The sequence below is a fragment of the Butyrivibrio sp. MC2013 genome, assembly GCF_000424585.1.
Taxonomy (GTDB): domain Bacteria; phylum Bacillota; class Clostridia; order Lachnospirales; family Lachnospiraceae; genus Butyrivibrio.
Genome location: NZ_AUKE01000010.1, coordinates 112,068 through 127,022, shown reverse-complemented (window position 1 = coordinate 127,022; position 14,955 = coordinate 112,068). Strand labels below are relative to the sequence as shown.

General features: G+C 45.5%; 9 protein-coding genes. All 9 read left to right on the top strand.

Annotated features, from left to right (window positions below; translation table 11 throughout):
* The first annotated feature begins 448 nt into the window (after positions 1–448).
* The 9 genes from G636_RS0107730 (at position 449) to purB (ending at position 14,955) form a co-directional block, all read left to right on the top strand.
* Complete coding sequence (locus G636_RS0107730; protein WP_026507577.1) at positions 449–1,849, top strand: NAD(P)/FAD-dependent oxidoreductase; 1,401 nt, start codon at positions 449–451, stop codon at positions 1,847–1,849.
* 33 nt (positions 1,850–1,882) lie between these two features.
* Entirely contained in the window at positions 1,883–2,938 is a 1,056-nt protein-coding gene (locus tag G636_RS0107725) for a peptidylprolyl isomerase (protein ID WP_035779210.1), read from the top strand.
* Positions 2,938–3,945: an acyltransferase family protein gene (locus G636_RS19490; RefSeq protein WP_051226710.1), complete on the top strand. Its 1,008-nt coding sequence runs from the start codon at positions 2,938–2,940 to the stop codon at positions 3,943–3,945. Before G636_RS0107725 ends, G636_RS19490 begins: the two co-directional genes overlap by 1 nt.
* A gap of 179 nt (positions 3,946–4,124) precedes the next feature.
* The gene (gene htpG / locus G636_RS0107715) at positions 4,125–6,224 is read left to right on the top strand and encodes a molecular chaperone HtpG (RefSeq protein WP_026507575.1); all 2,100 of its coding nucleotides are present in this window, start codon (positions 4,125–4,127) and stop codon (positions 6,222–6,224) included.
* Between the two features lie 148 nt (positions 6,225–6,372).
* Positions 6,373–9,984, top strand: coding sequence for a DUF5717 family protein (locus G636_RS0107710; RefSeq protein WP_026507574.1), 3,612 nt, complete (start codon positions 6,373–6,375; stop codon positions 9,982–9,984).
* An 11-nt stretch (positions 9,985–9,995) separates the two neighbouring features.
* The gene (locus G636_RS0107705; RefSeq protein WP_026507573.1) at positions 9,996–11,303 is read left to right on the top strand and encodes a DUF5716 family protein; all 1,308 of its coding nucleotides are present in this window, start codon (positions 9,996–9,998) and stop codon (positions 11,301–11,303) included.
* Between the two features lie 5 nt (positions 11,304–11,308).
* Positions 11,309–12,163 (top strand): hypothetical protein, encoded by an 855-nt coding sequence (locus G636_RS0107700; RefSeq protein ID WP_026507572.1) that lies wholly within the window; start codon positions 11,309–11,311, stop codon positions 12,161–12,163.
* Entirely contained in the window at positions 12,150–13,406 is a 1,257-nt protein-coding gene (locus G636_RS0107695) for a hypothetical protein (RefSeq protein WP_026507571.1), read from the top strand. Before G636_RS0107700 ends, G636_RS0107695 begins: the two co-directional genes overlap by 14 nt.
* Positions 13,407–13,521: 115 nt before the next feature.
* On the top strand, positions 13,522–14,955 hold the full coding sequence (gene purB / locus G636_RS0107690; protein WP_026507570.1) for an adenylosuccinate lyase: 1,434 nt from the start codon (positions 13,522–13,524) through the stop codon (positions 14,953–14,955).

Here is a 14,955-nt window from a genome sequence, read left to right as displayed (position 1 = left end):
TCCGCAGCGAACATTCACTTCAAATGGTAGTTTTTGCTTATTCTTAGGTCACAGCCTTTAAACGCCCACGAGAAAGTTGTCTGAACCTGTCAAAGTGGAACCATAGTTCCATTTTGACAGGTGAGTTTCTTTCGAGTGCGGCGTATTAAAAAAGGCTGTGATGAAGAATTTAGCAAAACACCATTTGGAGTGCGTGAACTAGGAAAATAACTTCTGCAGCAGCGCCATATGAACACCTTCAGCGAGTGAACAGTTACAACGCGGAAAATATCATTCACAGCTGCATATATATGACATTGCTTGCCGGTGGGCACTGGTGTTATCATTTATATGGGGTTTACACAGGTGGTTTACTGTGATAACATAATCTGCTGCCGTAAAGGTCAGCATTTGAACAAACGCTCTAAAAATCAGTGATAGAGCGGGATTTGGACAGGAGAGTATTCTTATGGTAAAGAGTTATGATGCAATAATAGTTGGCGCAGGCCCCGGAGGTATCTTCGCTGCCTATGAATTTAAAGAAAAATGCCCTGATATGAAGATTCTGGTCATTGAAAAGGGCAGAAGCATAGAGAAGAGACAGTGCCCTAAGAGGATCACAGGAGTATGTGCTCATTGCCAGCCCTGCTCCATTACCACAGGTTTTGCCGGTGCGGGAGCTTTTTCAGACGGCAAGCTGTCATTGTCACCTGACGTAGGCGGCAATCTTCCTGAGATCCTGGGCTATGATGCGGCCACAAAGCTTATTCATGAGTCTGATGAGATCTATCTGAAGTTTGGCGCTGACAAGAGTGTATATGGTGTGGACAAGGAAAAGGAGATCCGTGAGATCCGCCGCAAGGCTATAGGAGCTGACCTCAAGCTGGTGGAGTGCCCTATCAGACATCTGGGAACCGAGGAAGGCTACAAGATCTATTCCAAACTCCAAAAGCACCTTGAGGCTTCAGGAGTTGAGCTTATGTTCAATTCACCTGTAGCTCAGATCCACATCTCTGATGGCAAGGTAACAGGAGTGACCACAGAGAAGGGCGATACCTTTAATTCCGACAGGGTGATCATAGCAGTTGGACGTGACGGCGCTGACTGGTTCAAGGATGTATGTATAGATCTTGGCATTGAGACCAAGCCCGGTACAGTAGATGTGGGTGTCCGTGTAGAAGTCAGGGATGAAGTGATGCAGTTCCTCAATGAGAATCTCTATGAGGCCAAGCTGATCTATCATACTCCTACATTTGATGATAAGGTACGTACCTTCTGTACCAATCCTTCAGGCGAAGTCGCTGCAGAATATTATGACGACAATCTGGCTGTGGTAAACGGACACGCATACAAGGCTCAGGAGTTCAAGACCAGTAATACCAATTTTGCACTTCTGGTATCCAAGAATTTTACCAAGCCTTTTAAGACACCTATAGAGTATGGCAAGATGATCGCCCAGCTCTCCAATATGCTCTGCGGCGGCAGGATACTGGTACAGACCTATGGAGACTTTAAGCGTGGACGCAGGACTACAGATGAGCGTCTGTGCCGTAATAACCTGATCCCTACACTTAAGGATGCGGTTCCCGGCGATCTGTCATTGGTATTCCCTCACAGGATCATGGTGGACCTTGATGAGATGATCCAGGCTCTGGACAAGGTGACTCCCGGTATTGCTTCCGAAGAGACTCTAATGTATGGCGTAGAGGTCAAGTTCTATTCCAATAAGGTTATTGTAGATAAGAATTTTGAGACCAGTATCAAGGGACTCTATGCTATCGGTGATGGCGCAGGCGTCACAAGAGGACTCCAGCAGGCCAGTGCCAATGGTATCAGCGTAGCCAGAAGTATCATGGCCTCCAGATCTTAATGAAACGGGAATACTATGACTTGCAAAGGCAAAATGACTGATAAAATCAGAATAATAGGTATGCTTGCAGCCTGTCTTCTTATGATCACAGGCTGCAGTTCTTCTGCATCGTACAGTGCAGGAGGGCTTAAAGTGATCATGACCTGCGGATTTGCTGAAGATGAGGTGCTCAGGATAGAAGACCTTAGCTGCAGCATGCAGGAGCTAAAGGTATACCTTATCAATATGAGAGAGGAGTATCAGGCCGGGCTTGGAGAGAAGATATGGACTATTGGAGATGGAGATGAGAGTCTCTCTGCAAGACTCAAGGATGCTTGCCTCTCCGGGGTGATAAGGGTCAAGACCATGGTCCTGCTTGCCAGAAAAAACGGTATCGAACTGGATGACAGAGAGATAGGAGCTGCCCATTCTGCAGCGGAAGCCTATTATGAGTCTTTGACGGAGGAAGATATCACTGCTATGGCCGGCGTTTCTGAGGATGTTATCTATGAGATGTTCCTGGAGAACGCTCTGGCTTCCAAGCTTTATGAATACACTATAAGGGACATAAATCCTGAGGTCAGTGACGATGAGGCCAGGACTATCACGGTCCTTCAGATCATGAGGTATACCACGGGCGCTGACGGCGTTTCCTTGTCTGATTCTGAGGTGGATCATATCAGGAAGGATATGGAATCTGTCAAAAAACAGATTGAGGAAGGGGCTGATTTTGAGAGCTTTGTGGCTGACATGAATGAGGCTCCGGAAGGCACTATTTCCTTTGGCAAGGGTGAGGTTGACAAGGCCCTTGAAGATGCTGCTTTTAATCTGTCAACTGGAGAAGTATCCGATGTCATCAGAACCGGCGACGGACTGGTGCTCCTTAAGTGTGTCACCACATTTAACCGTGAAGAGACCGAGGCCAACAAGGTCAGAATAGCTCTTCAGAGGAAAAGTGAGGCCTTTAGCGAGGAGTATGATGCATTTGCGGGAGGGCTTGCCTGCGATCTCAATGAGGAGCTTTGGAATAGCGTTCGGGTAGAGGATGGCAGCGTAGAAGAGCTTTCAGATTTTTTTGATGTGTTTAACACATATTTTGGGGAGGACTAATGGACAAAAGGGAGAGCTGGCTGGATAACATGAAAATGACCGCTTGCTTTCTTGTGGTCCTTGGCCATCTTCTTCAGGGACTTGGCCGCAGGGGCATCATAGGGAAGTCCTTTTTCTTGTCCGGTTTTCTTTGGGCTATCTATACCTTTCATGTTCAGCTCTTTTTTGTCTGCAGTGGATGGCTCTATCAAAAGAAGGGCTATGGAAGGGGAGAGTACAGGATAGATTTTCTCTTTAAGAAGCTCATCTCTCTTGGGGTGCCCTATCTGACCTTTGCCTGTCTGACCTGGCTTCTCAAGGATCTGGCAGCGGATGCTGTTAATATGAGGAGCGGCAAGCTCCTTGATTTTATATTTATGGCTCCCGCTACGGCTCCTTATTGGTTTCTCTACACGCTTTTTTTCATGTTCCTATTGATTCCCTTTGTGAGAAGTCATTACCTTATGGCGGCTCTTTGCTTTCTTTTCTTTGTTTTATATCAGTTTTCCGGCTTTTTTGCCTTTAATTTTGTGCTCTTATCTGTGGCTCAATATGGTTTTTGGTTTGTGCTTGGTATGGCAATGTATATGTTCTCCGGAGGTGAGATCAGGAAAGACAGGCGGATCCTCCTTTTGGGATCAGTACTTTTGATCTTTTTTGTTATCACGGCAGTCGTCCTATATACCCATGGCCTTGGCGGAGAGTTTACTCCATGGACCTTCCTTATGGGCTGCATGGCAGTTTTGGGCTTTTGCTTTGTATTTTCCTATATAGACAGGGGGCAGGATATGCCTTCTATATTAAAAGTATTCTCGCATTATACTTTCCCTATATATCTTATGCATACCATTCTTGCAGGCGCAGTGAGGGTAGGTCTTGTGAGTCTTGGAGTATTTGACCCTGCGGTGCACGTGGCATCGGGACTCTTTGCCGGGATATGCGGGTCTTGTGTCATTGCTTATATACTGGAGAAGCTGGTATATCCTGAGTTCTTTATATATCCCTGGAAAGTGATCCGTAGAAAATAGGCTTATTTTTATGATGTCATATTGGTTGATTGTTCTTTGATCTTGATATGAAAATCTAAATATTTCATTAATTATTAGCACTCTGCCCTTGAGAGTGCTAATTTTCTATTGACTTTTAAATTTATGGGACTTACTATACCTTATGTATTCTAAATTTTACATCACGGAGGAATCAGTATATGGCTGACAAAAGAGGAAATTTAAGTATTAACAGCGAGAACATGTTTCCCATTATTAAGAAATGGCTTTACAGTGACCATGATATTTTTTATCGTGAGATCATTTCTAATGCCTGTGATGCTATTACCAAGATCAGAAAGATGGATGCAATGGGCGATTATGAGCTGCCCGAAGGATATACACCCAGAGTAGATATAGTCCTTAATGACAAAGATAAGACTATAACTGTTACCGATAACGGTATTGGTATGACAGAAGCTGAGGTTGAAGAGTATATCAACCAGGTTGCATTCTCAGGAGCTACTGATTTCCTTGAGAAATACAAGGATAAGGCAAGCGACGAGCAGATCATTGGTCACTTTGGCCTGGGCTTCTATTCAACATTTATGGTAGCTGAGAGCGTAGACATTGATACACTTTCATACAAAGAAGGTGCCACTCCTGTTCACTGGACCTGTGATGGCGGTTCTGAGTTTGAGATGTCAGATGGCAATAAGCAGGGCGTAGGTACCACTATTACTCTGCACCTGTCTGATGACTGTCTGGAGTTCTGTAATGAGTACAAGGCCAGGGAAGTAGTACAGAAGTACTGTTCTTTCATGCCTTATGAGATCTATATATCCAGGGCAAATGAGGATCAGACAGAGACTATCAAAGAGTCTGAAAAGAGGCCTGATGACGAGGTGATCGAGGTCATCGTTCCTGAAGAAAAGAAGGATGCAGACAAGGATGGTGCTGAAAAGGAAGAAAATAAGCTCAAGATCAGACGTCGTCCCAGGCTTATGAACGATACTCATCCTCTTTGGACCAAGACTCCTTCTGATTGCACAAAGGATGACTACCTTGAGTTTTATCGCAAGACCTTTAATGATTACAAGGAGCCTCTTTTCTGGATCCACCTGAATATGGACTATCCTTTCAATCTCAAGGGAATCCTCTATTTCCCCAAGATCAATATGGAATTTGAGTCCATCGAGGGTGTGATCAAGCTTTATAATAATCAGGTATTCATAGCTGATAATATCAAGGAAGTGATACCGGATTATCTGATGCTCCTTAAGGGCGTTATCGATTGCCCTGATCTGCCTCTGAATGTGTCAAGAAGTGCTCTTCAGAATGACGGCTTTGTGAAAAAGATCTCTGACTACATCAGCAAGAAGGTTGCCGAGAAGCTTTCCGGCATGTGCAAGACAGACAGAGAAAACTATGATAAGTATTGGGATGATATCGCTCCATTTATCAAATACGGTTATCTCAAGGATGAAAAGTTTGCAGAGAAGATCAATGATTTCATCCTTTTCAAAGATCTGGACGGTCAGTACCATGCCCTTCCTGAAGCTCTTCAGATCAATAAGGAAGCGGAGGAAGCTGCAGAAGAGGAAGAGAAGACAAGTAGCGAAGAAAATACAGCTGCAAAGGATGCTGCGGCAGCTGATAATGCAGCAGATAATAAGGGTCAGGATAGCGAAGAGGATAAAGAACCCCGCACTATCTATTATGTGACCGATGAGCAGCAGCAGAGTCAGTATATCAAGCTTTTCAAGGCTCAGAAGATGACTGCATTTGTGCTCAATACCAATATTGATACTCCTTTTATGCAGGCTATTGAGTCCAAGAACCAGGATCTGAGATTCCAGAGAATAGATGCTGAGATCAGCGATACATTCAAGTCCAAGATTTCCAAGAAGGCTGAGAAGGAATTTGATGAGGCTGCAGCAGCACTTCAGGAGAAAATGAGAAAGGCTCTGTCCAATGACAAGCTTACAGTCAGCATCAGAAAGCTCAAGGACAAGAAGATATCCTCAGTTCTCACAGTATCTGAAGAGACAAGACGTATGCAGGATATGATGAGAATGTATGCCATGAACGGTATGGGAATGCCTGATATGAAGGGTGAGGGACAGACTCTTATCCTTAATGCAAATCATCCCCTAGTTAAGTATGTAATGGATAAGGCTGATGACAGCAACAATCGTATGATCTGCGAGCAGCTCTATGATCTGGCCCGCATCCAGAATGAGCCTCTTTCCGGAGATGACATGGCTGCATTTATTTCCAGATCCAACAAGATCATGGAACTTCTTACAGGCGCAGAGTAAATAATAAGTTAACGACATAGCGATTAATCTATAGAAAACGCCCGAAATATGCTAGCTTTAGTATATTTCGGGTGTTTTTTGTGTTAGAATGGTCTAAGCATAGGCTGGCTGCCTTGTAATTTTTTTACTGCTTCCGGGGTGGAGAGTTTTGAGAGAGTGTATAGACAGGATATTAAACGGACAATTTGAATATGAAAGGGGCAATCTGGAGTTTTCAACAACCGTTGTTGAGCTTACGGTTAATGAGAATGAAGAGATAGAGGGTAGCTTTAGCATACGTGGTCCCAAGGGAAAGATCACAGAAGGCAGCGTTTCTTCTTCTGATATGAGAATGGAAGTTCTTACTCCCCGATTTGAAGGTGAGCAGGATGAGATCATATACAGATTCAGAAGTGTTGGCATGAACGACAGAAGCCAGGTTAGCGGCTTCTTCAGGATCATATCCAACAGAGGCGAATACCAGCTTCCTTTTATAGTAAAAGCAACAGAGGCCAGGGTATCGTCCGGCATGGGGGATATCAGGAATCTTTTTCATTTTGCCAATCTGGCAAGGAGTGATTGGAATGAGGCGCTCCATATTTTTTATTCATCCAAGTTTACCAAGGTTTTAAATGGTGCAGATGCCAGGTTTGAAAGCCTTTACAGAGGACTTAGTACAGTCAGGGGCTCCGACAGGAACATGGAGGAGTTTCTGATCAGTGTTAGCAAAAAGCATCCCGTCAGCTTTGTGGCAGATACCAAGTCCATGCTTATTGATTCTCCCGGAGAAAATACGGATTACTGTATTTCTCTTCGTAAGAACGGATGGGGCTATTCCTATCTGGAGATAGATACCGGTTCTGATGCTATAAAGGCTGACAAGACTGTTCTGACAGAGGATGATTTTCTGGGAAGTACCGCGTATTTCCATTTCACTATAGACAGATCCTGCCTTCATGAAGGCAGCAATTATTGCAATATCAGCTTCAGGAACCCTTCGGGAGTGCTGACTATCCCTATTACAGTGACTATGGGAGGCACACGCAGAAAGGAACTTGCAGAGCATGTCGAGCGCAAAAAATATGTGTCAGAGCTTATGAAGCTCTATGTGGACTTTAGATGCAAGAGGACTGATTCTGTTCAGTGGCTCAATTCCACCAAGCGTCTTATCAGCAGAATGCTGGCGCTCTATCCTGATGATATAGAGTTTCGCCTCTATAATGCCCAGTATCAGATCACAGCTATGAGAGAGGGTGAAGGCAGATTTGCCCTTGAAGAGCTGCGCCCTGATATAGAAGAGGGACTCAGAAGAGGCGGCGAATATGAACAGCAGCTCTATTGCTATTATCTGTATCTCCAGACCCTTCTTACCAGGGATGAAAGTGATATATCAAGAGTGTCTGAGATAATAGAAGAGGTATATAAGCGCAACAGAGGCAACTGGAGGATAGCATGGATTCTTCAGTATGTATCTGAGGAGTTTTCCACAGATCCCTCCCGCAGATGGAATTTTCTAAGGGATCTGTATATGGACGGCTGTAATTCACCGGTGATACTCCTGGATGCTGTACATATTCTTCGAAACAATGTGATACTCCTTAGCAGGCTTGAGGAGTTTGAGCTTTCTGTCCTGTCATTTGCCGCAAGGGAGAATATACTCACCATTCCCATGATGGAACAGGTGGTATATTTGGCACTTAAGGCCAAGGATTATTCACCTTCTCTTTTCAGGATATTAAAGAAATGCTATGAGATCTGCCAGGACAAGGATAGCCTCACAGCTATATGTCTCCTTCTTATGAAGGATGACAGGCAGGACAAGGATAGCTTTGTCTGGTACCGCAAGGCAGTTGAGGGACAGCTTCGCATCACCAGGCTTTATGAATACTACATGATGTCCATTGAAGAGGATGAAGAGGGAAGGCCTCTTTGTCCCATTGATAAGATGGTTTTGATGTATTTCTCTTATCAGAGCAATCTTCCCTGGTCTCAGAATGCCATACTCTACCGCTATATTCATGAACACAGGGCGGAGTTCCTTGATCTGTATGAGAATTACAGGATACAGATCGAGAAGTTTATTTTGGAAGAGATAGACCTGGGACATATCAGCCCTGCACTTGGCTATCTCTATGAGAATATGCTCACATCTCAGATGGTGGACTCAGGCAATGCTTCACGTCTTTTGACTCTGATGCATACTGCAGGCATCACCGTAGAAGACCCTGCTATCAGTTCTGTCATAGTAGTCTATGATAAGTGCAGGAAGCTGGTGAGATACAGCGTCAGGAGCAGACATGCCGAGATTCCCCTTTATGGCAGCGAATACACCCTGCTATTTGGGGATGACAAGGGCAATATATTTGCTAGTTCGATTGAATACAAGGTCAGAAAGTATATGAGAGCAGGAGACCTGCCTGCTCTGACTATACCCTACATACAAAAGGGCAGAGAAAATCTTGATCTCTTCCTCTGTGAGCTGGGTAGGAGTGCTTACACTATCAGCCTGGAGAACGCTGAGAGATACAGGGATCTGGCGGATTCTGATCTGATCAGTGATGATGTAAGGGCAGAGATCCGTTCGGGCCTTATCAGGTTCTATTATGACAACGACTTTATCAGGCAGCTTAAGGAATACCTGGAAGCTTTGGCTCCGGAACTCCTTCAGCCCAGGCAGCGCAGCGAGATGCTGGAGCTGATGGTGCTGACGGGCATGTATGACAAGGCTTTGGACTGGATCAGGAAGTTTGGCTGCACCGATGTGGATCCCAAGATCATCATGAGGCTGGTCAACAGGGCCTTTGATCAGGATGCGGATTCTGATGATCCCGCACTTGCAGAGATCGCCTGGTACTCCTTTAGAAGGGGCAAATATGATGAAGCAGAGCTGATCTATCTTTGTGCTACCTTTAATGGCAGCGTCAGGGAAATGAGAGATCTATATAGAGCTTCCAGATCCTTTGGCATAGATGCATGGAATCTTCTGGGCAGGATAATGGTTCAGATGATCTATACAGGTACTTACCTGGGAGATCAGATCGGAATATATAAGGATTATGTCAAGTCCGGTACTAATACTGATATCGAGCTGGCCTATCTGGCGCTGTCCTCCTATGACTATTTTGTGAAGGACGAAGTGACTGATGCATATATCTACGACAGGATAGGCTATTTGCATATGACAGGAACACAGCTTCCTGAGATATGCAAGCTGGCATGGATGCGTTTTCATGCAGAATCCGAGCTGACTCTTCCGGGAGACAGTGACAGGGCTATAATGGAAGCTTTCCTGGAGGATGCTATTGCAGCAGGATTGTACTTTGATTTCTTTAAGAACTGCCTGGATATCATTCCTGCCATGAATGAATATGCTGACAGGACTTTTTTGGAGTACAGGACCGATCCACATACCGGCTGTATAGTTAATTATATGCTTGTAGACGGTGAGAGTGATTCGCCTGAGTATACCAAGATCAAGCTCAAAGAGATGTTTGAAGGCGTCTATGTGACTGATTTTGTGCTCTTTGAAGGCGAGAAGGTCCAGTATTATATAACTGAGGAAGTGGTGGATCCTGCTACAGGCTTTACTTCTCCTCAGCTTACTGAGTCAGGCACTTTGTCCTGTGACAGGGCTACAGATATGCCCGGCAAGCGCAGATACAAGATGATCAATGAGCTGACGGCACGCCTTGCGGGGGATGATGACAAGGCAGTGTTTAAGCTTGCATCAGATTATGAGAAATATCGCTTTTTATCGGAAGAACTCTTTAAGATGAATTGATGGGGGGATCTATGATTTTTGATATCGGAAGATCCAAAAGTTATGTTCTGGGTATAGATCTGGATGATAGCTACAGCCAGATTTCTTACCTGGCATCGGATGCTGAGATGCCCGAGACTTTGTCCATACTGGCCGGAGCCGAGCTCTATAATATTCCGACAGTTTTATCCAGATCCAAAAGGGACAACCTCTGGTATTATGGCAAGGAAGCCCGGGAGAGGGCAGCCTCGGGAGGAGATCATACCGTAGACAGGCTTGTTGAGAAGGCAAGAAAAGGGGATCCTGTCATGGTGGGCGACGAGAGCTATGACCCTGTGAGACTCCTTGCTTTATTCATCAAGAGGAGCCTTTCTCTTTTGTCTATGGATCTGTCCATGGATCTGGTCAGGACTATTGTTTTTACCGTTCCGGATCTGGATGAGAGTATGGTGAGAGTGCTGCAGGGAATCCGTGATGCTCTTGAACTGAAGAAGTGCAATATCTTCTATCAAAGCTATGAGGAGAGCTTCTTTTACTATATGCTCTACCAAAAGGAAGAGCTTAGAGTTCACGATGTGATGGCTGTCCATTACGATTATGGCGATCTTACTATCTACAACCTGCATATCAATCATTCCACAAGGCCTGAAGTGACTGTTGTAGATAAGCTGGTTTATTCGGATCTGGCTATGGCTGACGGCGCGCTTCCTGCAGATCCTGACAAGCTCTCTGTGCTTGATGATCAGCTTCGCTATATCCTCAAAAAAGAGATAGATGGCAAGATCATCAGCAGTGTTTATTTTCTTGGAAGAGGCTTCAGGAATGGCTGGATGAACAATACACTGAAATATGTTTGCAGTGGCAGGAGAGTGTTCCAGGGTAATAATCTCTTCTCCAAAGGCGCATCTATTGCAGCCAGGGAGAGGACCAATCCCGGCGAAGTATCGGCCAGATTTCTGCTCCTTGGAGAAGATAAGGTCAGATACAATGTGGGAATGAAGGTTCAGCGCAGGGGGCAGGAAGAATACCTTCCTCTTGTGGATGCAGGTATATCTTATTTTGAAGCTGCTTTCAGCGGAGAATTCATCCTTGATAAAGGCACGATGCTATCCTTTGATGTGACTCCGGTCACAGGAGAAGCGCCCAGTTCCTATAGTCTGGAGCTTGCGGGACTGCCTCAGAGGCCGGACAGATGCACCAGACTGCTGATCAGATCCTCCATGAAATCTGCTACAGAGCTTTTTGTAGAGGTGACAGATCTGGGATTTGGAGAAATGGAGAAAGCCAGTGGGATGACCTGGACTCTTGAAGAAAAGCTGGGAGAACAGGAGAGGGGATAATAGAGTTGAGCGTACTGACATGTGTTGGCAACAGGGCAGAGAAGCCCTGCTTCATACCAAAATTTAACTGCAGGATCTTCAGCATAGAAGAGCTGTGCAGACTGATAGATCAAAATGCTCTGTTTATAGAAGCTGAGGATTTTACTGATGAGCTCTTTGACTGGATAGAGGCATCGCTGTCTCTTCACGAGCTTGCAGACAGATTAAGAGCCGTAAGGAGGTCCGGTGCAGGAAGCTGTGATCTTGCTATGACGGTCATAGATTATGTGGCTTATCATACAGGTGAGGAAGCCGGGATCATCAGAGAGAGGCTTAAAGAGGGAGAGGGTCTTGATAAATATGACAAGACCATGAACAGTGCAGGGCTGTTACTTCAGCAGGGCAAGCTCTCAGCGGCTCTGTCCATCTACAAGGGGCTTGAGAGGTCCCTTCCTGCCGAAGCCTCTGACAGGCGCGCCATAGTATTTCACAATGAAGGTGTGATACTTGCTAGATTCTTTGATTTTAGAGAGGCTGCAGAGTGCTTTAGAAAGGAATATGAGAACAAGAAGAGCCAGGACGCGATCAGGGCATATCTCTGCGCTCTTCGTATATCCATGACGGAAAAAGAATACGTGGATTATATCAGCCGTGCTCATAATGATCCGGCCTTTGGCTTGGATGTTGAGGCGAGCCTCAAGGATGCTATACTTATATATGATGCAGGCGAAGACAAGCATCGTCTCAGGACCTTGTCGGTGATCAAGAACGAGGGCAAGGACAGGGAGTTCAAGCTGGGAATGGAAGCTCTTACAGAATCTTTTAAACGAGAGTACAGAGAGATTTCGGGATCTGGGGGAGTCGGATATGGGACTGTTTGATTTTTTTACCGCCAGGAAGAAAACATCACACAGACAAAAACATTATGACTATGATGCGGCATATGAAAAAGAACTGGATGCCGCAGCAAATGAGGCTGCTAATTCTTCTTCTGATGAAGAGGAAAAGTGGGAGAGGGTCAGTTACTCCAGAGAAGGCGTCAATATGGACGATCCGCTTCAGAGACGCGAGTATGTCCAGAACTGCCTTCAGCAGATGGAAGAGAGCAGCCGTGAATTAAATGATCTTCAATACGAATACAGGACGGTTACTGCCTATCTCCATGATATGGAGGCTGTCAATGAGCTTCCTCAGGATAAGAGGCTGGAGATCAATGCGGTGGCTTCCAGGATATGTGACAGTCAGAATCAGCGCCAGGCCTATCTCCAGCGCAGTTCCAAGATGACTGACAGAGAATTCGAGCGCATAGACCGACTGGGAGACAAGAAAGATGAGGCGGTAAGGAAGATCAAGGAGGCTGAAGATCTTCAACGCAAGATCCGCAAGGATATGATGCGCCTTGATAATGAAAGAGAAGTCTATGCAGAGGAAGCAGAAGATGCAGGAAAGACCATAAAGACCTGCAGGACCCTTATGATCTTTACCTGTTTTGCATTTGCGGCTATCATGATCGGTCTGTATATAACAGGCATCATATTAAAGTTCAATGTAATGGGAGCTATGATGGTCACAGTATTTGCCTGTGCTCTTTGCATTACGGGACTATATCTCAGACACAGTTCGGCGGTGACCCAGAAACGTCAGGTTGCCAGCGCCAGGTCCAGGCTTATACAGCTTCAGAATACTATCAAAGTCCGTTACGTCAACAATATCAATCTCATGGATTATCTCTATCTTAAATATGGTGTGCAGAGCGGAGAGGAATTAAAGACTCTGATCAGCAAATATCGCGAGGAGCGGGAACAGCGCCAGGTATTTGAAGAAACAGAGAGGCAGCTTGGCTCAGACCAGAGAGAACTGCTGGGACTCCTTAGGCTTGCAGGTGTCTCTACCCCCGAGATATGGCTTCATCAGGCTGCTGCTCTCATAGATCACAATGAGGAAGTAGAAGTCCGTCATGCGCTCATTGTCCGCAGACAGAATCTCAGGAAAAGGATGGATTACAACAGAGAAGTAGTCATTGCCGGTGCCAGAAATGAAGTTGAGGATCTGGCCAGGTCTTATCCCCTTTATGCCAATGAGATACTGGATCAGGTGGCCCGTTTCAGGGGTGTCAGGCTTTAAATTAGAACGTTTGGTCAAAAACACTATTGTATTCCATTCTCCTTTCTGTTATAAAAGTAAAGGTGCCACGAGGCACTGATAAACCTAAGAACCGCAAATTCAGGAGGCGTTACCAATGAGTACAGATCGTTACAGCAGCCCGCTTTCAGAGCGTTATGCCAGCAGCAAGATGCAGTATATCTTCTCTCAGGACAAGAAGTTCAAGACCTGGAGGAAGCTCTGGATCGCTCTTGCAGAAACAGAGAAGGAGCTGGGCCTTAATATCACCGATGAGCAGATAGAGGAGATGAAGGCACATGCAGATGATATCAATTATGATGTAGCCAAAGAGCGTGAAAAGCTGGTACGTCATGATGTTATGAGCCATGTATATGCTTTTGGTGTTCAGTGCCCCGCTGCAAAGCCCATTATCCATCTGGGCGCAACCAGCTGCTATGTTGGTGACAATACAGATATCATCATTATGACAGAGGCTCTGCAGCTGGTCCGCAAGAAGCTGGTGTCCGTTATAGCAGAGCTTGCTTCCTTTGCAGATAAATACAAGGATCTTCCCACCCTGGGCTTTACACATTTCCAACCTGCCCAGCCTACTACAGTAGGTAAGAGAGCCAGCCTCTGGCTTCAGGATTTTATCTTTGATCTGGAAGACCTGGATTATACACTTGACAATATGAAGCTTCTGGGCTGTAAGGGTACTACAGGTACTCAGGCTTCCTTCCTGGAGCTCTTCGAAGGCGATCTGTCCAAGGTGGACAGACTTGATCCCATGATCGCTGAGAAGATGGGCTTTAAGAAATATGTATCCGTATCCGGACAGACCTATACACGTAAGATTGATATGAAGGTTGTGAATGTCCTTGCAGGGATTGCTTCTTCAGCCAGCAAGATGGCTCAGGATATCCGCCTTCTCCAGCACCTCAAGGAAGTGGAAGAGCCCTTTGAAAAGAACCAGATCGGATCCTCTGCAATGGCTTATAAGCGCAATCCTATGAGAAGTGAGAGAATCTGCTCACTTGCAAGATATGTGATCGCCGATACACTCAACCCTGCTATCACAGAGATTTCACAGTGGTTTGAGAGGACTCTGGATGACTCAGCCAATAAGCGTCTGTCAGTTCCTGAAGGCTTCCTTGCTACCGATGGTATCCTGGATCTGTGTCTCAACGTGGTGGACGGACTTGTGGTATATCCCAAGGTTATTGAGAAGAGACTTAGAAGCGAGCTTCCTTTTATGGCTACAGAGAATATCATGATGGATGCTGTTAAGGCAGGCGGAGATCGCCAGGAGCTCCATGAGAAGATCAGGGAGCTTTCCATGGAAGCCGGCAAGAATGTTAAGGTTAATGGCCTGGACAATAATCTTCTGGAGCTGATCGCAGCAGATCCTGCATTCCATATGTCACTGGAAGATCTTCAGAAATCCATGGACCCTGCAAAATATACAGGCTGCAGCGCTCATCAGGTTGAGAAGTTCCTTGCTGATGTTGTGAATCCCATTCTTGAAGCCAATAAGGATGACCTTGGCGAAAAAGCAGATATAAACGTTTGA

Excerpts from the sequence above, each read along its gene's own strand:
- G636_RS19490 (WP_051226710.1), top strand. The coding sequence starts at position 2,938 with ATGGACAAAAGGGAGAGCTGGCTGGATAACATGAAAATGACCGCTTGC.
- purB (WP_026507570.1), top strand. The coding sequence starts at position 13,522 with ATGAGTACAGATCGTTACAGCAGCCCGCTTTCAGAGCGTTATGCCAGC.
- G636_RS0107695 (WP_026507571.1), top strand. The coding sequence starts at position 12,150 with ATGGGACTGTTTGATTTTTTTACCGCCAGGAAGAAAACATCACACAGA.
- G636_RS0107725 (WP_035779210.1), top strand. The coding sequence starts at position 1,883 with ATGACTGATAAAATCAGAATAATAGGTATGCTTGCAGCCTGTCTTCTT.
- G636_RS0107730 (WP_026507577.1), top strand. The coding sequence starts at position 449 with ATGGTAAAGAGTTATGATGCAATAATAGTTGGCGCAGGCCCCGGAGGT.
- G636_RS0107705 (WP_026507573.1), top strand. The coding sequence starts at position 9,996 with ATGATTTTTGATATCGGAAGATCCAAAAGTTATGTTCTGGGTATAGAT.
- htpG (WP_026507575.1), top strand. The coding sequence starts at position 4,125 with ATGGCTGACAAAAGAGGAAATTTAAGTATTAACAGCGAGAACATGTTT.